Origin of the sequence: Enterovibrio makurazakiensis, assembly GCF_050336585.1 — a bacterium.
GTDB classification, from domain to species: domain Bacteria; phylum Pseudomonadota; class Gammaproteobacteria; order Enterobacterales; family Vibrionaceae; genus Enterovibrio; species Enterovibrio gelatinilyticus.
Genome location: NZ_JAKJSE010000014.1, coordinates 99216 through 122486 on the forward strand (window position 1 = coordinate 99216; position 23271 = coordinate 122486).

At 48.6% G+C, this 23271-nt stretch carries 13 protein-coding genes; 10 read left to right on the forward strand and 3 right to left on the reverse strand.

The window, feature by feature from the left end:
- Window positions 1–273: 273 nt before the first annotated feature.
- A complete protein-coding gene (gene arcA, locus L4D06_RS11840) occupies window positions 274–993 on the forward strand; it encodes a two-component system response regulator ArcA (protein WP_028023885.1) in 720 nt (239 codons plus the stop codon).
- A 169-nt stretch (window positions 994–1162) separates the two neighbouring features.
- Here the strand turns inward: arcA and arcB are convergent, their stop codons facing one another.
- From arcB to mnmL, 3 genes are all read right to left on the reverse strand, one after another.
- Window positions 1163–3508 carry an aerobic respiration two-component sensor histidine kinase ArcB gene (gene arcB, locus L4D06_RS11845; protein ID WP_429739577.1) on the reverse strand — a complete coding sequence of 782 codons (2346 nt, stop codon included), beginning with the start codon at window positions 3506–3508 and terminating at the stop codon, window positions 1163–1165.
- A 114-nt stretch (window positions 3509–3622) separates the two neighbouring features.
- Window positions 3623–5371 carry a sensor domain-containing diguanylate cyclase gene (locus L4D06_RS11850; protein ID WP_429739579.1) on the reverse strand — a complete coding sequence of 583 codons (1749 nt, stop codon included), beginning with the start codon at window positions 5369–5371 and terminating at the stop codon, window positions 3623–3625.
- A gap of 135 nt (window positions 5372–5506) precedes the next feature.
- Entirely contained in the window at window positions 5507–6433 is a 927-nt protein-coding gene (gene mnmL, locus L4D06_RS11855; RefSeq protein WP_274165000.1) for a tRNA modification radical SAM protein MnmL/YtqA, read from the reverse strand.
- A gap of 584 nt (window positions 6434–7017) precedes the next feature.
- Here mnmL and gltB (L4D06_RS11860) point away from each other — a divergent pair.
- The 9 genes from gltB (L4D06_RS11860) (at window position 7018) to L4D06_RS11900 (ending at window position 23268) form a co-directional block, all read left to right on the forward strand.
- The gene (gltB, locus tag L4D06_RS11860) at window positions 7018–11565 is read left to right on the forward strand and encodes a glutamate synthase large subunit (protein WP_274165001.1); all 4548 of its coding nucleotides are present in this window, start codon (window positions 7018–7020) and stop codon (window positions 11563–11565) included.
- Window positions 11558–13027, forward strand: a complete 1470-nt coding sequence (locus tag L4D06_RS11865; protein WP_429739582.1) for a glutamate synthase subunit beta — start codon at window positions 11558–11560, stop codon at window positions 13025–13027. Before gltB (L4D06_RS11860) ends, L4D06_RS11865 begins: the two co-directional genes overlap by 8 nt.
- A 394-nt stretch (window positions 13028–13421) precedes the next feature.
- Window positions 13422–17888, forward strand: coding sequence for a glutamate synthase large subunit (gene gltB / locus L4D06_RS11870; RefSeq protein ID WP_429739584.1), 4467 nt, complete (start codon window positions 13422–13424; stop codon window positions 17886–17888).
- A gap of 11 nt (window positions 17889–17899) precedes the next feature.
- The gene (locus tag L4D06_RS11875) at window positions 17900–19315 is read left to right on the forward strand and encodes an FAD-dependent oxidoreductase (protein ID WP_429739586.1); all 1416 of its coding nucleotides are present in this window, start codon (window positions 17900–17902) and stop codon (window positions 19313–19315) included.
- 119 nt (window positions 19316–19434) lie between these two features.
- The gene (mtnN, locus tag L4D06_RS11880) at window positions 19435–20136 is read left to right on the forward strand and encodes a 5'-methylthioadenosine/S-adenosylhomocysteine nucleosidase (protein WP_274165035.1); all 702 of its coding nucleotides are present in this window, start codon (window positions 19435–19437) and stop codon (window positions 20134–20136) included.
- Complete coding sequence (locus L4D06_RS11885) at window positions 20136–21101, forward strand: cobalamin biosynthesis family protein (RefSeq protein ID WP_429739588.1); 966 nt, start codon at window positions 20136–20138, stop codon at window positions 21099–21101. The genes mtnN and L4D06_RS11885 overlap by 1 nt, the downstream gene beginning before the upstream one ends.
- The gene (gene btuF / locus L4D06_RS11890) at window positions 21098–21922 is read left to right on the forward strand and encodes a vitamin B12 ABC transporter substrate-binding protein BtuF (protein ID WP_429739590.1); all 825 of its coding nucleotides are present in this window, start codon (window positions 21098–21100) and stop codon (window positions 21920–21922) included. Before L4D06_RS11885 ends, btuF begins: the two co-directional genes overlap by 4 nt.
- Before the next feature lie 150 nt (window positions 21923–22072).
- Window positions 22073–22684: a TRIC cation channel family protein gene (locus L4D06_RS11895; protein ID WP_274165007.1), complete on the forward strand. Its 612-nt coding sequence runs from the start codon at window positions 22073–22075 to the stop codon at window positions 22682–22684.
- A gap of 167 nt (window positions 22685–22851) precedes the next feature.
- On the forward strand, window positions 22852–23268 hold the full coding sequence (locus L4D06_RS11900; protein ID WP_274165008.1) for a VOC family protein: 417 nt from the start codon (window positions 22852–22854) through the stop codon (window positions 23266–23268).
- Window positions 23269–23271: the final 3 nt, after the last annotated feature.

A 23271-nucleotide genomic window follows, 5' to 3' on the forward strand; every position in this document is an offset into this window, starting at 1 on the left:
TTATTACTAAATATTGTTAGCACGCTGTTAAATGAATACAATCACCCTATCCAATGGATTTGCTAGTCAGATTGAATTGACTAGTAGCATGCAGCGCGATTAACCGCATCTGCAATCACCTTCTCTAAGGATGGCGTTTGTATCAGGAAAGTATGCTTGTTAAGCAACTTGAACATGTTTGATATACTTGTCCTGTTTGTAAATTTTCTTCATAGAGTCTGAGTACTCTGTGATTGTTAATACCAGATTCCTTAAAGAAATTAGGTAACGCCAATGCAAACCCCTCATATTCTGATTGTTGAAGACGAACACGTAACCCGTAACACGCTAAAAAGTATCTTTGAAGCAGAAGGTTACACGGTTCTAGAAGCCAACGATGGCGAAGAAATGCATCAAGTGCTGTCTCACAGTCAGGTTCACTTGGTCATTATGGACATCAACCTGCCAGGCAAAAATGGTCTGCTACTTGCGCGTGAATTACGCGAACAAGGCGACATGGCGCTGATGTTCCTAACTGGCCGCGACAACGAAGTCGATAAAATCTTGGGTCTAGAGATCGGTGCGGATGATTACATCACCAAGCCATTTAACCCACGTGAACTGACTATCCGTGCACGCAACTTGCTAACTCGCGCAATGAGCCAAGGCGCTCTGCCAGAAGACAAGCGTTCAGTAGAAAGCTATGTATTCAATGGTTGGACGCTTGATATCAACAGCCGCTCACTGGTTAGCCCAGATCAAGAGCAGTTTAAACTGCCTCGTTCTGAGTTCCGTGCTCTGCTGCATTTCTGTGAAAACCCAGGCAAAATCCAAACACGTGCTGATCTTCTTAAAAAGATGACTGGCCGTGAACTGAAGCCGCATGACCGCACGGTTGACGTGACTATCCGTCGTATCCGTAAGCACTTTGAGTCATTTGGTGATACGCCAGAAATCATCGCTACGATCCACGGCGAAGGTTACCGTTTCTGCGGCGAGCTTGAAGATATTTAATCTTCAGTGACGCAAACGACACATACTGAAAAGGCCTGCATTGCAGGCCTTTTTGTTGTCTGCTTCCACCCGCATATTGATTGGCAGAATCCAGCTAAAAGAAAAGGGACAAAAGCGTCAACTTTCATCCCTTCGTCATGGCTTCATAGCTTCATAGCAAACTGCAGGGCTACTTGCTGTATTCGTCCAGCCACTCCTTCAGTACACTCAAGTCGTGTTTGTAACCTTCTTTGATTTCATCAACCCAATCATCAATATTTTCCCACCATGCAGGCAGTTCAGGAGATTGAGCTTTCTGGGCGATCTTCTGAATATGTTTCAGACCAATTGAACCAGCTGCACCTTTTATCTTATGCGCCTCACTGGCAATGCCATCCTGATCTTTCGCCATCATGTTACTGTCTAAAATCTTCAGGTAGTCAGGCATCACCTCTTCAAACATGGCAATACTTTGATAAACAGGTTCCGCACCAACGATATCGACATAAGAGGTCAACATATCGAGGTCTAACAAGGTTTCAAACATCTCTGTCGCTGGCTGATGGCGGCGAGACTCAATCACTAACTCGTGATCAGCTTCACTCTGCAAAGCTAGACGCTCAATCACATCGGTGACGGCTGCGACACTGATAGGTTTACTGATCGCGTCATCCATCCCTTTGCGGATGTATTCTGTTTTGTCTTTGATAACATTGGCAGTCAAAGCCACTAATGGCGGCAATGATTTGCCACTCACTCTTAACACCTTTGCGATATCGAATCCTGTCATGTCTGGCAATTGAATGTCCAACAACAACAGGTCAAACGATTCAGTAGGGAAGGTATCTAACGCTTCTTGTCCGCTTCGAGCAACAGTCACTGTATGGCCCAAACTCTCAAGCAAATTCAACGCCACAGTAATGTTCAGTTCGATGTCTTCTACCAATAAAATATGAAGCGGACTTTGCTCAACTCTCACCACTTCAGTATTCACAGCTGATTCGCAAATCGGCACAGCCAAAGAAACCGTAAACGTACTGCCTTCTCCTTCTTCGGTATCAACAGTAATATCACCGCCCATCAAACGCGCCAGCTTACGCGACACCGCGAGACCGATACCTGTACCTACCGCGTGCAAATTATCTTCGCCTTGTTGCACTTGATAATACATAGCGAATATTTTAGAGACTTCCTCTTGGGGAATACCAATTCCACTGTCTTCAATATCAAATTGCAGATAGGCCGTATCGTCTTCCACATCACAGCTCACTGTGACATTCACGGCACCTTGCTTAGTAAATTTCACGGCATTCCCCACCAAATTCCACAGAATTTGACGAAGACGCGTTGCATCAACTTTGACAGAGGCAGGCAGAGAGGTCAATCTATCGAGGCTAAACCGCAGACCTTTTTGCTCAGCCATCAGCGCACTAATGTTATCAATTTCAGAGACAAAATCAGGTAAATCGACAGGCTCCGGCATCAATGCCAAACGGCTGCGATCCGATTTATCCAAGTCGATAATGTCGTTAAAAATATTGCCTAGCGTAATCGCACTTACATGAATGGTTCGCAGGTACCCCAATTGCTCGTCAGAGAGTTTGGTGTCGAGCAACATTCGACTTAGGCCAACGATACCATTTAGAGGAGTGCGTAACTCATGGCTAATGGTTGAGATAAATGCGGTTTTGTCCTGACTGGCTTTTTCTAAGGCATCTTGATAACGCTTACGTTCAGTGATCTCTCGACCAAAGCCAACCAACCCCAATCGGCGTCCATCACGCGCATAAAACGGGAGTTTACGCAGTTCGAAGTAGGCTTTTCGGCCATCTTTGTATTCGAGCCACTGCTCGTAAGTGAGAGAGACGCGGTTATCAAACACTTGCTGATCGGTTTCAACAACCTTGCTGGCGACATCTTCGCTGTAGACATCCCACGGGGTTAGTCCCACTAAGTCTGTTTCTTTCTTACCTGTCAGCTCTTCCATTGCCTTGTTGCAGCCGGAGAACTGGCCTTTTTCATTACGGTAATAGATCAAATCAGGAGAGGCATCAATAAAGGAACGAAGAAGCGCGGTTTGTTCTGCCAATTCTACCTGCGCTTTTTCCCGCTGATACACTTCGTTTTCAAGATCGAGCATGGCTTCTTCACGGGCTTCTTCCGCGCGTTTTCGCTCTTCAATTTCTAAATTTAGCTGGGTGATGTTATCCGTAAGCTGGCGATTGAGTTCCATGTCGCGAGCGCGCATTTCTTCAAGTTTTGCCACTAATTTGGTGAGACGTTGGCGTGACTCTTCAAGTTGATCAACGACAACGGAGAGAAAGTACACCGCCCAAGGTGTAATAAGCAGGCCAAAGAAAACAGAGCGAACAATATCGCTGTCATGAACGGTGCCGCTAAGAAATAAGGTGATTCCCACTTGCACAACGACAGCAAGTGCCACCAATGCAAGTGCCAACAACATGCTGAAGCGAACAATGCCGAGTTTGACAAGTAAATCGACATAATATTGCGCTAATAGCTTTATCTGCTTCATTGAACTTCCTGATCAACGTGAATTGCAGCCATGATAGCGTTGCACGTTGGGAAGAAAAAGAAAAAGACGCGCAGAGCCACTTAAGACGTTAGCTGTACACGATGGGGAGGAATATTAGGATGTTTCTACTTTAGCCTCAGTATTTGACGCAATCCGATCACGCCCCGCATTTTTGGCTTGATATAGCGCCCTATCAGCCATCGATACTACATCGCCGTAATCTTGCCCAGCTTTAGGGTACAAGGTAGCGACACCTTGGCTCAGCGTGAGGCGCTCTGAGACTTTGGAGAATTCATGTGGAATATTTGCAAGAGAAAGCTCGTACGCAATGTTTTCTGCCACCACTCGAGCCCCTTCTTCTGACGTATTAGGAAGCAAAATGGCAAATTCTTCACCCCCATAGCGTGCAACCGCATCTAATGGACGACGAATCACATGTTGGAAGACTTCCGCAACACGACGCAACGCAGTGTCGCCTTGTTGGTGACCATAGTTATCATTGAAGGGTTTAAAATAATCAATATCACAGAGGATCAACGACAACGGCTCTTGTTCGCGAATGTGTGAGTGCCACATCTTCACTAACTGCTCATCAAAGCTGCGTCGGTTGGCTACCTTGGTCAATCCGTCCATGAAACTTAACTCTTCAAGCTCCATGATCGCATCAGCCAGTTCTTGCTGAGTCGCTTTCCGCTCGGTCACGTCCCGAGCAATAACTAACACACCGATCGTATCGTCAGTCGGGTCGCAGAATTGGGTTTTTGTTAGCTCATACCAAACCTGAGATCCATCACGCTTCATGACCAAATCTTCGTATTTAACGGTATTACCTTGCTCAATCACAGGTACGTCAATACGTTGATGTTGAGTCAGGATCTCCGGATCCATCACATCAACAGCATGCTCGCCTTCAAGGTTATCATGCGTCGCACCCATAGCTTCTGCAAACGCAGCATTACCCCCTAGGAACTCATAGTCTTTGTTGTAAATACCAATAGGGTCGACACTGGCTTTGAATATAGAAGCCAAGACGTTGGAGTGCTTCTTGAGCTGCTGCTCCACTTCCTGTCGCGCCTCGATTTCTTGTTCCATGACTTGTCGCATCATGTGCCAGTTTGTCACGTCATGACTAATGCTCAAGGTGCCATAGATTCGATTATGGTCATCTCGCAAAACAGTCTGGCTAGTTTCAAGCAAACAACTATCGCCATTAGGGTTAGTCGTCCAACTTTGTTGTGTTCGGCGGCCTTCTATTCCTCGATGAGAGTGAAGGAGCACACCTTCTTTTTCTCTCCCTTCCCAAAACCGATCAAAGGCCAGGTTGGAACCAACAACTTTGCCATCTCTGTCTTGAAAACACACCAGTTCTGCAAGCGAGTTAATGACACTTCGAAAAATCTGATTATCGTTCTCGACAAACGGTTCGCTATAGATAGAGTCCGATTCAGGTTCTAATGAAACAATCCAAGTCCGCTGCCCATTGCACCAAACTGGAAGTGCAGAAAAACGCGCATAGCGTCGAACACGGGTATCCGACGATGATCGAAAATCAGGGGTAACTTCAATAAATGGGTGTGGCCAGCATCGATTGGCAAGCAAGGCTTCTATTGACTGACGCTCGCGTTCACCTTGAATGCGATAAGCGTTGTTCTCATGCTCAATATTGAATAGGCGAACGAAGCTTCGGTTAGCGTAGAGAATGCTGCCGTCTTTTTCACTCACCATTGCCTTCGGAGAATGAAGGTTTGCGAGATAAGCCTGCCACGTCTTCATTGACATCACACGTCGGCGGGAAATCAAGAAAGACCCCACGAAGAAAACCACAGATAGAATCAATACCGCGAAGGGCACCCACTCACTCATTAACTCGTCCTTTGCTCAACATCCTTGAAGCAGCATTGTATTTTTGAATAAACATCACGCTTTATCTTGCCACATTGATATGAGAGAACACGAACAGGGCTTACTAATTTTTCTGACAATTAAACGCTTGTCACACTATTGTGCGGCATTAAACGGATCGCCAATCAAACTTCCTTGTGCACCTTTAACTGTCAAAGAGCGTGCGATATCTGTCATGGCTAACCAACGATTTTCACACCATTCAGGAGCGAGCAACGTAGGTCTACGTGCACTTGCCGACACACGGTGATAAACGATGTTTGCAGGCGTCCGCAAAATCATTTCAGAGGCACTATCGGCATAGTCTTCAAGAGAGATAGCTTGTAAACGCCCTGCTCGCCATGATTTAGCCATGATGCTGCCTTCAACAATATGCAGCGGATGCAACTTAATACCATCCGTGCCCGTGTCGACGACGCGTTCAATGGTTTGAATGTGATCATTTTTAGTATCACCCGGTAAACCCACGATCAAATGCGTACAAACATTCAAGCCCAATGCACGTGCTCGGCGAGTTACTCTGTCATAGCATGCAAAATCATGACCACGATTAATGCGTTGCAATGTTCTGTCATTGGCTGTTTGTAAGCCGAGCTCAAGCCAAATCTCAAACCCTTGATCTTTGTAGCTCGCCAGAAGATCAAGCACCGCATCTGGCACACAATCAGGTCGAGTGCCAACACAAAGCCCGACAATATCGGCGTGCTTTAAGGCTTCTTCATACATCGCCTTCAGTTTTTCCACTTCCGCATAAGTGCTGGTATAAGCCTGAAAATACGCCAAATAACGCTTGGCTCTGTTTACCTCTATCGCGCGGCGAGAGAGTTGGTCTGACACCGATAACTGCTGCGCCGTTTCATCCGCAAATGAGGCGACATTGCAAAACGTGCACCCTCCTCGCCCGATCGTTCCATCACGGTTAGGACAGCTAAATCCGCCATGAAGCGTTAGCTTGTGAACTTTTTCGCCATACCTGCGTTGTAAGTCCTGACCAAAGGTATTCACCAAGTGATGAAGCTCCATTGTCGTCTACCTGCATTGTTAGATTGAGAGGGGGAATAAAAAAGCGCGGGATACTATCACCGATACGTCACTGAAAACCTCGATCAAATCAATGTTGATTTAAATTTAGCCACTTCTTATGAAAGTTAATTACATTTCAATTTCCTCAAGTTAAGGAAGCGTCTTCGGAGAAAACATCAATATTCACCCCCACCCCAGATGGGCGATTTTTTATTCATTATTTTCGAAAACACAGTCAAGAGAAGGCGATTTCAGAGCAATTGATTGGCAATTTTTGATGGTAATTAAATTTCGAAATATGTAGGATAGCTACAGCTGCGTCTAAATTGTGAGCAATAAAATTCGCGAGATATGGCACTTATCCAGTGACTTATCTGGCTATTCAAATGAAACGCAGCACTACTGCATAGGATTGCAGAACGGAGAAGGTGACTACTTTCAAAGTAGTTACCGGGCTTGGGTACCGCGAATAGACAATGTTTGTTTATTCAAAATTGGCACCCGCTCAGCCTGTACCCGCAACAGGTACAGCAAGGGAAGACAAATGCGCCCGCTGCATTTGTGTCAACTGGAAGGACGTAAAAATGACTGATTCAGTGCTACGCACAGAGGGGCTTTATGTGCCCGAAATGGAACATGACGCCTGTGGTATTGGCTTTGTAGCCCACTTAAAAAACAGAAAGTCGCACGCGATTGTTACTCAGGCACTTGATATGCTGGCCCGCATGGAACACCGCGGTGGCCAAGGCTGTGACCCTTGTAGTGGTGACGGTGCAGGTATTCTTTTACAAAAACCTCACGAATTCTTACTCGAAGAAACCCGTAAGCAAGGCTTCCAACTGCCATCTGCTGATAAGTACGGTGTTGGTGTTATGTTGTTCCCGAAAGATGAGAACAAACGCCAGCAGTGCCGTGACATCTTCGAGCGTAATGCTGCACGTCTTGAGTTAGAAGTGATCGGTTATCGTGTATTGCCAACCGACAATTCAATGATTGGTGCTGACCCACTCAGCACAGAACCTCAATTCGAACACGCATTTGTCACCGGTGGCGACCACCTTTCAATTGATGAACTTGAACGTAAACTGTTTGTGCTTCGTAACTACACAGTACGTGTTTGCCTAGAAAGCATCTCGAACATTGGCGACGATTTCTACATCAACTCTTTCTCCGCCAAGACCCTCGTTTACAAAGGTCAGCTAACAACTGAGCAAGTTCCTCAGTACTTCTTAGACCTGCAAAACCCTTCGATGGTCACGGCATTGGCACTGGTTCACTCCCGCTTCTCGACCAACACGTTCCCACGTTGGCGCTTGGCACAGCCTTTCCGTAACATTGCACACAACGGTGAGATTAATACCGTTCGTGGTAACTTGAACTGGATGAAAGCACGCGAAGCCCTGCTGGAATCAAAGCTGTTTAGCGATCAAGAGCTCAAGATGCTACTGCCTATCTGTCAAGAAGGTGCATCGGACTCGGCTAACTTCGACATGGCGCTAGAACTGCTGACCCTTTCTGGTCGTAGCATGCCGCACGTCTTAATGATGATGGTGCCGGAAGCTTGGCAAGAGAAGAAAGACATGGACCCTAAACTCCGTGCTTTCTACCAATTCCACGCCAACATCATGGAACCATGGGATGGCCCAGCCTCTTTATGTTTCACCGATGGCGTGAAAGTTGGTGCAACACTTGACCGTAACGGTCTTCGCCCAAGCCGCTATACCGTGACGAAAGACGACTACCTCATCATGGCATCCGAGTCAGGTGTTGTAGAAATCGCACCTGAAAATGTTCACTTCCGTGGTCGTTTGCAACCTGGTCGTATCTTCGTTGCTGACTTAGAACAAGGCCGCATCATTTCTGATGAAGAAGTGAAGAACGAAATTGCCTCTGCTCAACCTTACCAAGAGTGGGTTGAAAAGAACTTGTTGCAACTCGATAAGCTTCCTGAAGCTGGCACGAAAAACCACCAGCCTTCACCAGCTCGTCTGCTGCATCATCAACAAGCGTTTGGTGTCACCACTGAAGAAGTAAATGAGATTCTTCTGCCAATGGCAAAAGATGGCAAAGAGCCTCTTGGTGCCATGGGCGCAGACTGGCCATTGGCTGTTCTGTCTCACCAATCTCAGCACTTATCAAACTACTTTAAGCAATTGTTCGCACAGGTCACCAACCCACCGATCGACCCGATCCGTGAGCGTATGGTTATGTCTTTGAAAACCTACCTAGGTCAAGACCAGAACCTGCTGATTGAAACACCTGAGCATTGCCGTAAAGTAGAATTGGAAACCCCCGTTCTGAGCAATGCAGAGCTCGAAAAACTGCGCGCTATCGATAACGATCACCTTCAAGCGAAAACGCTGGATATCGTATTCCGCGCAAGCGGCGAGAATGGCAAGCTAGAGCGTGCACTAAAACGTATTTGTCAGTATGCAGAAGATGCCGTTAACGATGGTTACTCCATCATCCTTCTGACTGACCGTGCCGTGAACTCTAACCATGCTGCTATCCCAGCGATGCTTGCAGTTGGCGCAGTTCACCACCACCTGATCCGTAAAGGCCTTCGTGCAAAAGCGGACATTGTTATCGAAACGGGCGATGCTCGTGAAACCCATCACTTTGCCACACTCGTTGGCTACGGTGCGAATGCTGTTAACCCGTACCTGGTCTACGAAACTTTGGTCGATCTACAGCGCACGAAGAAGCTGGATCCTGAAGCAGATGTGGATGTGTTGTTCGAGAACTACCGTAAGTCTATCAACGCTGGCTTGCTGAAAATTTTCTCGAAGATGGGTATCTCAACCCTTCAGTCTTACCACGGCGCACAAATCTTTGAAGCACTGGGTATCAGTAAAGCAGTTGTCGACAAATACTTCACCGGCACGGTTTCACGTATTCAAGGCTTGAGCATTGATGACATTGCGAAAGAAGTACTGATCCGTCACCGTCTGGGTTACCCAACCCGTGAAATCCCCGTGCAAATGCTGGATGTAGGTGGTGTGTATCAGTGGAAACAACGTGGTGAAAAGCACCTGTTCAACCCTGAAACTATCCACTTGCTGCAAAACTCAACGCGTAACAAAGACGTTAAGCAGTTCAAAGAGTATTGCCACGCAGTAGACAGCCAAGGTGATGACGCTGCAACGCTTCGTAGCCAGTTCGACTTCGTGAAAAACCCAGCGGGCAGCATTCCTCTTGAAGAGGTTGAGCCAATTGAAAGCATCCTGAAGCGTTTCGCTACAGGTGCAATGAGCTTTGGTTCTATCTCACATGAAGCGCACTCTACCCTTGCTGTTGCCATGAACCGTATTGGCGCGAAATCTAACTCAGGTGAAGGCGGCGAAGACCCAGCACGTTTTGAGAAGAAAGAAAACGGCGATTGGGAACGTTCTGCGATCAAGCAGGTTGCATCGGGTCGTTTCGGCGTAACGTCTTACTACTTGACCAATGCCGCTGAGATCCAAATTAAAATGGCGCAAGGCGCGAAGCCAGGTGAAGGTGGTCAACTTCCAGGTCACAAAGTTGATGACTGGATTGGTCGCACACGTCACTCCACCCCTGGCGTCGGTCTAATTTCTCCACCGCCACACCACGATATCTACTCTATCGAGGATTTGGCGCAGCTGATTTATGACCTCAAGAACGCGAATCGCGAAGCACGTGTCAACGTCAAGCTGGTTTCTGAAGCAGGTGTAGGTACCATCGCGTCAGGCGTAGCAAAAGCAAAAGCTGACGTTGTACTGATTGCGGGCTTTGATGGCGGTACAGGTGCATCACCACTGTCGTCAATCAAACACGCGGGTCTGCCATGGGAACTGGGTTTGGCGGAAACACACCAAACACTGCTGAAAAACGGCCTACGTAACCGTATCGTCGTTCAATCAGATGGTCAGATGAAAACACCTCGAGACCTTGCAGTGGCAACACTACTAGGTGCTGAAGAATGGGGCGTGGCAACCGCAGCACTGGTTGTTGAAGGTTGTATCATGATGCGTAAGTGTCACCTCAACACCTGTCCTGTTGGAATCGCAACACAAGATAAAACCCTGCGTGAACGTTTTGACGGCCGCGTAGAAGACATCGTGACCTTCTTCACTTACATGGCTGAAGGCCTGCGTGAAGTCATGGCAGAGCTAGGCTACCGCACCATTAATGAAATGGTCGGTCAATCTCAGCATTTGAAAGTACGTAGCGATGTGGGTCACTGGAAATACCAGAATCTTGACCTCAACGTTGTTCTTCACAAAGAAGAACCACGCGAAGGCGACGGCATGTACTGCCAGCGCGAGCAAAACCACGGTCTTGAAACCATTCTGGATCGCCGCTTGATTGAAGTCGCTTCTAGTGCGCTTTATGAAGGCCGCAAAGTGGATGCCGAGTTCGCTATCGTCAACACGGACCGCAGTGCCGGTACCATGCTGTCGAATGAGATTTCGAAAATTTACAAAGACCAAGGCTTACCTGAGCAAATGAATGTGAAATTCAAAGGCTCTGCAGGTCAAAGCTTCGGTGCATTCCTTGCGAAAGGTGTGAAGTTCGAAGTCGAAGGCGACGCGAACGATTACTGGGGTAAAGGTTTGTCTGGCGGTACTTTGGTGCTGTACCCAGATGCGAAGAGCGACATCATTGCCGAAGACAACATTGTTGTAGGTAACGTTTGTTTCTATGGCGCAACCTCTGGTGAGTCATTCATTCGCGGTGTAGCAGGCGAGCGTTTCTGTGTTCGTAACTCCGGCGCGAAAGTGGTTGTTGAAGGCATTGGCGACCACGGCTGTGAATACATGACCGGTGGTGTTGCTATCGTTCTTGGTCAAACCGGCCGCAACTTTGCAGCGGGTATGAGCGGCGGCGTTGCTTATATCTGGGATCAATTTGAAAACTTTGAATCTAAGCTAAACCCTGAGTTGGTTGACTTGGATCCATTGGATGCAGAAGACATCGAACTGCTGAAAGAAATGATTGGTAAGCACCAAACATTGACTGGCAGTGCCGTTGCGAAGACCTTCTTGTCAAATGTTGATGAGAACCTCAAGCGCATTGTGAAAGTGATGCCACGCGATTACAAAGCTGTGCTGGAACAACGCAAAGCAGAAGCCGCAAACAAGGAAGAAGTGGAGGCTGTAAATGGGTAAGCCAACTGGATTTTTAGAATTTGGCCGTGAACTCCCGGGCAAAAAAGACCCTGCTGTTCGTATTCAAGACAACAAGGAATTTGTCCTGAACGAAGAGTTTGGTGAAAAGATTAACGAGCAATCGTCACGTTGTATGGATTGCGGCGTACCGTTTTGTCATAACGGTTGCCCAATCGGTAACATCATTCCTGAATTCAATGACGCGGTATATCGCGACAGCTGGGAAGAAGCGTGGAACATTTTAAGTTCTACCAACAACTTCCCTGAATTCACAGGACGTGTGTGCCCTGCTCCCTGTGAAACTTCGTGCGTTCTTGGTATTAACCAAGACCCAATCACGATTTGTAATATCGAGAAAACCATCGTTGAGACGGCGTACCGTGAAGGCTATGCCAAACCAAAAATCCCAACGTCTCGCACCGGTAAAAAAGTGGCGATCATCGGTTCAGGTCCAGCGGGCCTGTCTGCTGCCGAGCAACTTAACAGTGCAGGCCATTCCGTCACCGTCTTTGAACGTGATGAGAAAGTCGGTGGTTTGCTACGTTTCGGCATCCCTGATTTCAAGCTAGGTATGGACATTATCGATCGTAAGATCAACCTAATGGCCGAAGCTGGCGTTCAATTTGAAGTAAATGCTCACGTCGGTGTTACCGTTAACGCACAGCAAATCCGTCAAGATTTCGATGTGGTATTGCTAACAGGTGGCTCAACCGTGCCACGCGATTTGCCAATCCCGGGTCGCGATCTGAAAGGCGTTCATTTTGCGATGGAATTCCTCGGTCAAAACAACCGCCGTGCAAACGGCATGGATTTGAAAACTGAAGAAATCCACGTAAAAGACAAGCACGTCGTGGTTGTTGGTGGTGGTGATACCGGTTCTGACTGTGTAGGTACATCAAACCGTCATGGTGCGAAGAGCATTACCCAAGTGGAAATCATGCCGATCCCACCAGAGAAGCGTCCCGCTAATATGCCTTGGCCGCAATATCCGATGATCATGCGTACCTCGACTTCTCACGAAGAAGGTTGTGATCGTCATTGGAACATCCTGACCAAAGAATTTATCGGTGACGATGCAGGCAATGTAAAAGCACTACGTATCGCTGATATTGTTTGGAAAGATGCAGCGCCAGGCGAACGTCCAGGCTTTGAAGAGGTCGCAGGCTCTGAGCGTGTTATCCCTTGTGATAACGCATTCTTGGCAATGGGCTTTCTCCACCCAGAACCTCACGGTGTGCTTGCGCAGCTAGATGTTGCCTTGGATGACCGCGGCAACGTCGCAGCGACCAATTATCAAACAAGTCAAAAAGGCGTATTTGCCGCTGGCGATATGCGTACTGGTCAGTCTCTCGTTGTACGTTGTATCAATGAAGGCCGCGAATGTGCCCGTGCAATTGATACTTATCTAATGGGTGATACGCATCTTGAGGCTAAAGCAGACTCTTTGATGCTCTCCGCATAACTATAAGTAAGTGTTATCTTCCAGTTTTGCCAGCCCCCGCGGCTGGCTTTTTTCTTTTTGATTCCCAGCATTCGTGTCACTTCCGCCTCAACTTCCCCAACTCCTCGCAAAAAGCCAGCAACACGCTTAGATGATTCTCAGCATACGGATAAGTGAATCTCTGCGACAGAGTTAAAAAAACCACCACAAAATGCTACATCACCCCCTACAATTCGACATATATATCTGTTTAAAAACGAGGTTAATGTGATGTGACGAAATTTGACCTAGTCATCATTAACCGATAAGTTGTTCTGCCCAAAATAAATACCGTTGAGCACAATGACTCAACCTAAATGCCAGGAAGGCATAGAACTGCAGTCACTGCTTGGAGCAGTCGCAAGGGAGAATTGCAATGTCGCTGTATGATCCAATGCTGGAGAAAGACAACTGCGGCTTTGGCCTCATTGCCCATACCGAGGGCGAGGCAAGCCACAAACTTGTCCGAACCGCTATTTCCGCACTAGACCGAATGACCCACCGTGGCGCGATTAACGCCGATGGGAAAACCGGTGATGGTTGCGGCTTACTACTTCAAAAGCCCGATAACTTTTTCCGTATTATTGCCGAAGAGAACAACTGGACCCTCAGTAAACTCTATGGCGTCGGCATGATATTCCTCAGCCAAGATCCCGAGAAGGCAAAAAAAGCCAAAGCGATCTTTGAGCGGGAAATTGAAGCCGAAACCCTGTCTATCGTCGGTTGGCGCGAAGTGCCAACAAACTCAGACGTACTGGGTGAAATTGCCTTAAGCTCAGTCCCTACCATTGAGCAAGTCTTCATCAACGGTCCTGCTGGTTGGCGCGCCCGTGACCTTGAGCGACGTCTGTATATCGCCCGTCGCCGCGCAGAAAAAGCCCTTCAAGAAGACCCTGATTTTTATATCACCAGCCTGTCGACGCGTACCATTGTCTACAAAGGCTTGTGTATGCCTGCTGATCTGCCAAGGTTCTACCTTGATCTCGCTGATCTTCGCCTTGAGTCTTCGATCTGTTTGTTCCACCAGCGTTTTTCAACCAACACCACACCTCGCTGGCCATTGGCTCAACCGTTTCGTTATTTGGCGCACAATGGTGAAATCAACACCATTGAAGGCAACCGCCAATGGGCCCGTGCCCGTGCTTACAAATTCAAATCGCCGCTATTGCCTGACCTAGAACAAGCCGCGCCGTTTGTTAATGAAACAGGCTCTGACAGCTCTAGCCTTGATAACATGCTGGAAGTCTTTTTGGCTGGCGGCATGGATCTATTCCGTGCGATGCGCATGCTTGTACCACCAGCATGGCAAAACCACCCAGACATGGATGAAGACTTACGCGCGTTTTACGATTTTAACTCCATGCACATGGAACCGTGGGACGGCCCAGCTGGCATCGTCATGTCAGACGGTCGATATGCCGCGTGTAACCTCGACCGAAATGGTCTGCGCCCTGCGCGATATGTTGTCACCAAAGACAAACTGATCACCCTCGCCTCCGAAGTGGGCATCTGGGATTATGCGCCGGATGAAGTCGCAGAGAAAGGCCGTGTTGGCCCTGGTGAGCTGCTGGTTATTGATACCTTTGACGGTGAAGTCTGGCACTCTGCCGACATCGACAACGATCTCAAAGGTCGCCACCCGTACAAAGCGTGGCTCGACAAAAACGTTCGACGCCTCACGCCATTTGAAGACATGGATCAAAGCGATCACGCAAGTCAGCGCAGCATGGACGATGATGAACTTCAGGTTTATCAAAAACTCTATGGCGTCTCCGGCGAAGAGCTCGATCAAGTGCTGCGTGTTCTCGGTGACATTGGTCAAGAAGCAACAGGCTCAATGGGTGATGATACGCCGATGGCAGTGCTCTCTTCCAAAGAACGAAACGTTGCGGATTACTTCCGACAAAAATTCGCGCAGGTGACCAACCCACCGATCGATCCTTTGCGTGAAAACCACGTCATGTCGCTGGCAACCTCGATTGGTCGTGAGAAAAATGTCTTCTCAGAAACCGATGGTCACGCACATCGCGTCTCATTCAAAAGTCCTGTCCTACTCTATTCAGACATGGTGCAGTTACTTGAACTGGACGATGAGTATTATCAAAACAGCATTATCGACATCAACTTCAACCCAGAAGAGAAAGATCTCGAACAAGCCATTATTGATGTTTGTGACCAAGTAGAACGCGTCGTTCGTGACGGCACAGTATTGGTTGTATTGTCAGATCGCGGCATTACAAAAGACAAACTCCCGATTCCAGCAGCCATGGCGGTAGGTGCAGTCCAACAACGCTTGGTGAACGCCAATCTACGCTGTGATGCCAACATTGTTATCGAAACCGCGTCTGCTCGCGATCCACACCAATTTGCCGTTCTGCTTGGCTTTGGCGCGACAGCGGTTTACCCCTACCTCGCGTATGAGTCCATCGGCAAGATGGTCGACAACAAGGTCATTGCCAAAACCATGGCGGAAGCGGCACTTAACTTCCGAAATGGTATCCATAAAGGCCTGTTTAAAATCATGTCTAAAATGGGTATCTCAACCATTGCCTCTTACCGCTGTTCTCAGCTGTTTGAAGCCGTCGGCCTTAATGACAACGTGGTAAACCTTTGCTTTAAAGGTGTGGCAAGCCGTATTCAAGGCGCAGATTTTGATGACTTCCAGCAAGACCTTATCAATCTGGCACGTCGCGCTTGGCTCAAACGTAAACCACTCGAACACGGTGGCTTGCTCAAATACGTCCATAATGGCGAATACCACGCGTATAACCCAGATGTCGTGAACTCGCTGCAATCTGCGGTGAAATCCGGCGAAAGTGTCGATTACAAGACTTACGCGAAAACCGTCAACAGTCGCCCTGTTTCGTCAATTCGCGATTTGATGCGCCTCAAGCCCGTCGAAAAGCCAGCCGCTCTTGAGCACGTTGAACCTTCCAGCGAACTGTTTAAACGTTTCGACTCCGCCGCCATGTCCATTGGTGCTCTGAGCCCAGAAGCGCATGAAGCCCTCGCGATTGCGATGAACCGCCTTGGCGGTAATTCCAACTCGGGCGAAGGTGGCGAAGATCCACGCCGCTTTAACTCTGAGCGCAACTCGCGAATCAAGCAGATTGCTTCAGGTCGATTTGGCGTAACGCCGCATTACCTGACCAACGCTGATGTGTTGCAAATCAAAGTGGCGCAAGGTGCAAAACCGGGTGAAGGTGGACAACTACCAGGCCACAAAGTCACGGCAGAAATTGCGCGTCTTCGTCACTCAGTACAGGGCGTAACACTGATTTCACCGCCACCACACCATGACATTTACTCGATTGAAGATTTGGCGCAGCTGATTTTCGATCTCAAACAAGTGAACCCTGAGGCGCTGGTATCTGTAAAATTGGTGTCTGAACCTGGCGTTGGCACCATCGCGGTGGGTGTGGCGAAAGCCTATGCCGATCTCATCACCATTTCCGGTTATGACGGCGGCACAGGCGCAAGCCCACTGACCTCCGTCAAATACGCCGGTAGCCCGTGGGAACTTGGCCTTGCAGAAACCCAACAAGCCTTGGTGGCTAACGGCCTTCGTCATAAGATCCGCCTTCAAGTGGATGGCGGGTTGAAAACCGGCTTAGATATTATTAAAGCCACCATATTGGGTGCTGAAAGCTTCGGCTTTGGTACTGCGCCAATGGTCGCTCTGGGCTGTAAATACCTGCGTATCTGTCACTTAAACAACTGCGCAACCGGTGTTGCAACGCAAGATGACACCCTGCGCCGCGACTACTTCAAAGGCTTGCCAGAGCAAGTCATGAACTTCTTTAAAGGTCTTGCCGAAGAAGTGCGTGAGCTTATGGCAGAGCTTGGCGTTGAGAAACTCACCGATTTGATTGGTCGCACAGACTTGCTTGAAGCGGTTGATGGGTTCACAGCCAAGCAGCTTAAACTCGATTTGAGCAGCATCCTGGAATCCCCGACACCTGTGGCAGGCAAATCCGTGTATTGGACAGAGCCAAACCCACCGTTTGATAAAGCCTTGCTGAACCAAACGCTCATGGGCACGTTTGCTGATTCCATCGAAAAGCGTCAGCCAGCGAGCACCTACCTCAACGTGAAAAACACCGACCGCTCTATCGGCGCGACCTTGTCGGGTGCCATCGCGAAACGTTATGGCAACCAAGGAATGGCGGGCACACCGCTCAATATCCAATTGCAAGGTACAGCAGGACAATCTCTGGGCGTTTGGAATGCGGGTGGCGTGCATATCACGCTCACCGGCGATGCCAATGACTATGTCGGTAAAGGCATGGCGGGCGGCAAGATCATTATCAAGCCACCTGTCGGCTCTGCGTTCCGCTCCCACGAATCGACCATCATCGGTAACACCTGTTTGTATGGTGCCACCGGCGGTAAATTGTTTGCTGCTGGTACAGCAGGTGAACGCTTTGCCGTACGTAACTCAGGCTCTTTAGCCGTGGTGGAAGGCGCTGGCGACAATGCGTGTGAATACATGACCGGCGGTATTGTGGCTATCCTCGGGCATTGCGGCGTCAACTTCGGTGCAGGCATGACCGGTGGTTTTGCGTACGTGCTGGATGAAACGGGCGATTTTGCGGGTCGTGTAAACCCTGAATTGGTTGAAGCGCTGTCACTCGATAACTTAACGATTCATCAAGAACACCTCCGTGGTCTCATTGATCAACATTTGGAACTCACAGGTTCCAGCCGAGCGCAGGAAATCCTCGCCGACTTTGAACAATGGATCAGTAAATTCTATCTGGTGAAACCTAAAGCCGCAGACGTTCGCTCTCTGCTTGGTCACCAAAGCCGAAGCGCAGCAGAGCTGCGTGTTCAGGCACAGTAACGGAGGATCTTATGAGCCAGAACGTATACCAATTTATCGACGTGCAACGTATCGACCCACGTAAGAAGCCGATCAAAACACGTAAAACAGAGTTCGTTGAAATCTACGAACCCTTCACGGGCACGCAAGCATCTGCACAATCTGATCGCTGCTTGGACTGTGGCAACCCTTACTGTGAGTGGAAATGTCCCGTTCACAACTATATTCCTCAGTGGCTAAAGCTGGCGAATGAAGGGCGCATCATTGAAGCAGTGGAGCTTTCTCACCAAACCAACAGCCTGCCTGAAGTCTGTGGTCGCGTCTGCCCACAAGACCGCCTCTGCGAAGGGTCATGCACGCTAAACGAAGATTTCGGCGCCGTGACCATTGGTAATGTCGAGAAATACATCACCGACAAAGCCTTTGAAATGGGCTGGAAGCCAGACATGTCTGGCGTGGAATGGACCGATAAGAAAGTCGCCATCATTGGTGCAGGCCCTGCAGGTCTCGCCTGCGCTGACGTGCTTGTCCGCAACGGCGTTAAACCCGTTGTGTTCGATCGCTACCCTGAAATTGGCGGCTTACTGACCTTTGGTATTCCATCCTTCAAGTTGGAAAAAGACATCATGCGCAATCGTCAGCGCGTCTTTACCGAGATGGGCGTGGAATTCCAGTTGAATACAGAGGTCGGTTCAGACATCACCTTGGAAACGCTTATCAAGGATTATGATGCTGTCTTCCTTGGCGTCGGCACGTACAAGTCCATGCGTGCAGGTCTTGATAACGAAGACTCGCCAGGTGTTTACGACGCCTTGCCGTTTTTGATTGCCAACACCTACCGTGTGATGGAACTGGAAGGCGATGCCCCTGAGTTTATCGATATGGCAGGCAAGCAAGTTGTTGTCTTGGGCGGTGGTGATACCGCGATGGACTGTGTTCGCACCTCGATTCGCCATAGTGCGAAAAACGTTGTGTGTGCTTACCGTCGCGATGAAGCCAACATGCCAGGCTCTCGCCGTGAGGTAAAAAATGCCAAAGAGGAAGGCGTGAACTTCATGTTCAACCTTCAACCTCTTGGCCTTGAAGTAGACAGCAACGGCAACGTCACAGGCGTCACTGTGGTGAAAACCCAGTTGGGTGAACCTGACGAAGCGGGTCGTCGCCGTCCTGAGCCCGTCAAAGGCAGTGAACATGTCTTGCCAGCAGACGCCGTGATCATGGCCTTTGGTTTCCAACCGCATCAAATGGCATGGCTTGAACCCTTTGGTGTAGATTTGGACCAATGGGGACGCATCCAAGCGCCAGAACAAGGTGCGTTCGCATTTCAAACCACCAATGCCAAAATCTTCGCCGGCGGTGATGCGGTACGAGGCTCGGACTTGGTGGTGACCGCCATCGATGAAGGCCGAAAAGCGGCGGAAGGCATTATGGATTACCTCGAGGTGTAAACCACTCTGCATACTTCAAGCATCACGAAATTAAGTGCCCGCAAGGGCACTTTTTTTTCGCTCGAATTTTCCACCATGATACACTTATTTTCATTAACGAAAATCGTATGAGAACTAACATGAAAATCGGTATTATCGGTGCGATGGAGCAGGAAGTTGCCCTGCTCAAAAACAAGATCAATAACTGCCAATTACAAGAAATTGCAGGCAGCAAATTCTACACGGGCGACATGAACGGTGTTGACGTTGTTCTTCTTCAATCAGGCATTGGTAAAGTGGCTGCAGCACTGAGCACATCTATCTTGCTTGATCGCTTTAAGGTCACTGAAGTCATTAATACTGGCTCTGCGGGCGGTTTTGACCCTTCGCTAAACCTTGGTGATGTGATCATTTCTACTGATGTGGCATACCACGATGCTGACGTAACGGCATTTGGTTACGCCATGGGCCAGATGGCAGGCCAGCCTGCAACTTTTACATCAAATGAAAAACTGATGGATGTTGCAGAGCAAGCGCTAGCAGCGATGGATCCTGCACCTCATGCAGTTCGCGGTCTGATTTGTACCGGTGACGCATTTGTTTGTACCGCTGAACGCCAAAACTACATCCGTGAACATTTCCCGAACGTGATTGCAGTAGAAATGGAAGCGGCTGCGATTGCTCAAGCATGCCATCAGTTCAATGTGCCATTCGTTGTTGTTCGCGCCATCTCTGATGTTGCAGACAAAGAATCACCGATGACGTTTGACGAGTTCCTTCCACTGGCAGCAAAAAGCTCTAGCGCCATGGTTGAGAAAATGGTCGAACTGCTGAAAGCATAATGAACGAGCTCCTCACACCACTAGACGCATTGCTAGGCTATTCTACCTTGCTCGCGATGTGGGGGGCTTTGCTATTGCACTGGTTCTTCCCCATTCCAAGCGAGCTCAATCCGCTCTCCTTATGGCGTCAAGTCGCTTACGCCATCGCAGAAAAAGTCAATCATGTGGAAGATGCACCTTCCCAGCAACGTTTAGCTGGAGGCCTCGCACTGAGCGTTATGTGGCTAACTTTAGCCGTATTGCTTATCGCTCTCAGCCAAATAGTTTGGGTTCCCTGGCTATTTGATCTTCTACTGCTTTGGTTCTCATTAAGCTGGAAACCGCTAACGCAAAGCATGCTGGCTCTAGAAGCTTTCTTACTGCGTGAAGACAAACCTGCAGCGCGAACTCTTTTGGCACAATCACTCAATCGCGATACTTACTCCCTCTCGCCTGTTGGCATAGCGAAAGCGGGATGCGAAACACTCTTAATAGGGTATGCCCGCGGTCTGATAAGCATTCTTTTCTGGTACGCGATTGGTGGTGGCATCGCAGCCTTCCTCTACACCCTTATTGTTCAGCTGTCGCGCTGCTGGCCAACACGGCGTGAAGAGTTCGTAGAATTTGGCCGCCCCACATCTGTTCTATTGAGCATTGTTGACGCCCTACCCTCGCGATTGTTTGCCCTACTTATCGCAACTGGACACCGCTTTGAACCCGCCCTTAGTGCCATCAGGGAACAAGGCCGTGAGTGGTCTTTCAACGGCGCAGGGTGGATACTCGCTGCGTCAGGCGCTAAATTTCAACTCGCTTTGGGTGGCCCGGCCCTCTACGATGATAGAAAAATCTCCCGTCCACGTATTGGCGGTGAAATTTCGCCATCACCCTTGCACCTCGCTCTACTCAATCAACAATTGCGGCAAAAAGCCTTACTTTGGATCCTGATCCAAAGCTTCTTAATGTGGTTTGCACACGGATTACTATGAAGTATCTACACCTACTTGTTTTTGTCTGCCTACCAAGCATGGTGCTTGCGGAGCCTCTTCGTGTTATCAGCCTGTCGCCTCATACCACAGAGCTAGCCTTTGAAGCTGGCCTTGGTGACAATCTTATCGCCGTCAGCGCGCACAGTGACTACCCGCCAGAAGCGTTAGCACTAGAACAAGTCGCGAACTTTAGAGGCATTAACATCGAACGTGTTGTCACGCTAAAGCCCGATCTCGTGCTTGCATGGAAAGGCGGCAACCCCGATCGCGAACTGGCAAAGCTTGAGCGTTTAGGCATAGAGATATTTTATTCCAACCCACACTCGCTCTATGACGCTGCTGATAACATCGAAAAGCTCGGCCAATGGTCAGCCGACCCCGCCAGAGCCAAAGCACGCGCCGATGCAGTTCGTCAGGAGTTAGCCGCCATTGAAACGGCGCAAGATGGCAAAAACCGAATCCCCTATTTCTATCAGTTGAGTGAATCACCACTGATGACAAATAACGGCGAACATTGGCCTCAACCGCTATTTTCATTGTGTGGGGGAGAAAATATTTTTTCTAATAGTGTCGCGCCCTATCCACAAGTGAGCATGGAGCAAGTGATCGTAAGAGCGCCTCAGGCTATCTTCTATCCTTCAACAAAAGCGACACCGTCCAAGGAATGGGCTAAGTGGGCTGAGTTTATTCCTGCGGTTAAAAACAAAGATATTTTTGCGATAAGTGGCGATTGGCTAAATCGGCCAACACCACGCGCTTTGAAAGCAGTAAAACAGATTTGCGCTGCCTTTGATAAAGTAAGAAGCGATCTCGATCACTAATTCAAAGATGGCTGCCAAGCCCTATAAACATCGGATTGCTCGATAACGGATTTCACGTACAATCGCGCACGCTTTGTTGGCTAGACGCCATAAATAACAGGCAAATCGCGCAATGCGATGTGCCTCTTTTTGGGAATGGAACTGCGTACCATGCTTTTATATATCTTGGACATGTTTGGAACCGCAGTGTTTGCGATTTCTGGCGTACTATTGGCAGGCAAGCTTCGAATGGACCCCTTTGGCGTGGTGGTACTCGCCATGGTGACAGCCATTGGTGGTGGCACCATTCGAGACATGGCATTAGGCGCAACACCCGTGTTTTGGGTCAATAGCCCCGAATATCTTTGGATCATCCTAGTCACCTGTATTTTGTCGTTATTGTTGATCCGTCATCCTCGTCGTCTTCCTTGGTATTTTTTACCCGTCGCCGATGCCATTGGTCTTGCGGTTTTTGTCGCGATTGGTGTCGATAAAGCATTAAGTTACGGTGCATCTCCTTTAGTCGCCGTGATCATGGGCGTGATCACAGGTTGTGGTGGCGGCATTATCCGCGACGTATTAGCGAGAGAAGTCCCCATGGTGTTGCGAACTGAAGTCTACGCAACCGCATGTATTGCAGGCGGATTTATCCATACCGTCGCATTAGCCGCCAATGCCGATGTTGAGGTGGCCTCCATATCCGGCATGATGACCACGTTACTGATCCGCCTTGCCGCCATTCGCTGGCACCTATCACTGCCGACGTTCGCCATCAGCAAATAAATCATCCGCTCTAAACACAAAGAAACGTTCAAAAAACGCACGTTAACCGACGTGCGTTTTTTTACATCACTCGCAATTAAGTAAGGTTAAAACTTTACTTAACTCTCTTGCCAGCTATTATATAAACAAATAACTTTACTTAAAGAAAGAAGCAGCAGGAGAAAATCATGAGTAGCTATGTCGAACATGCCAACATCACGGTCAATGATATCAGTCGCACCATCGCCTTCTTACAAACAGCAATGCCGGATTTTTCTGTACGTGGCGAAGGAAAAGACGAGGATAGAGCTTGGTGTCATATTGGAACAGACATCTCCTATATTGCACTTCAGCAAGAGGGGATTGATAAGCCAATTGAACGCATTCCGAATTATCATTTGGGCGTTAATCACATCGGTTTTGTCGTTGAAGATGCGACACGAGTAGCCGAGAACCTGAAAACCGCAGGCTTTGAACAGGTCTCTTTCGATAAAAGCCACCCTAGTCGAAAACGCGCTTATTTCTACGATAACGATGGTATTGAATGGGAATTCATTGAATACCTCACCGAAGATTTTGGAAGCAGAAACGACTACGTCTTGTAACGA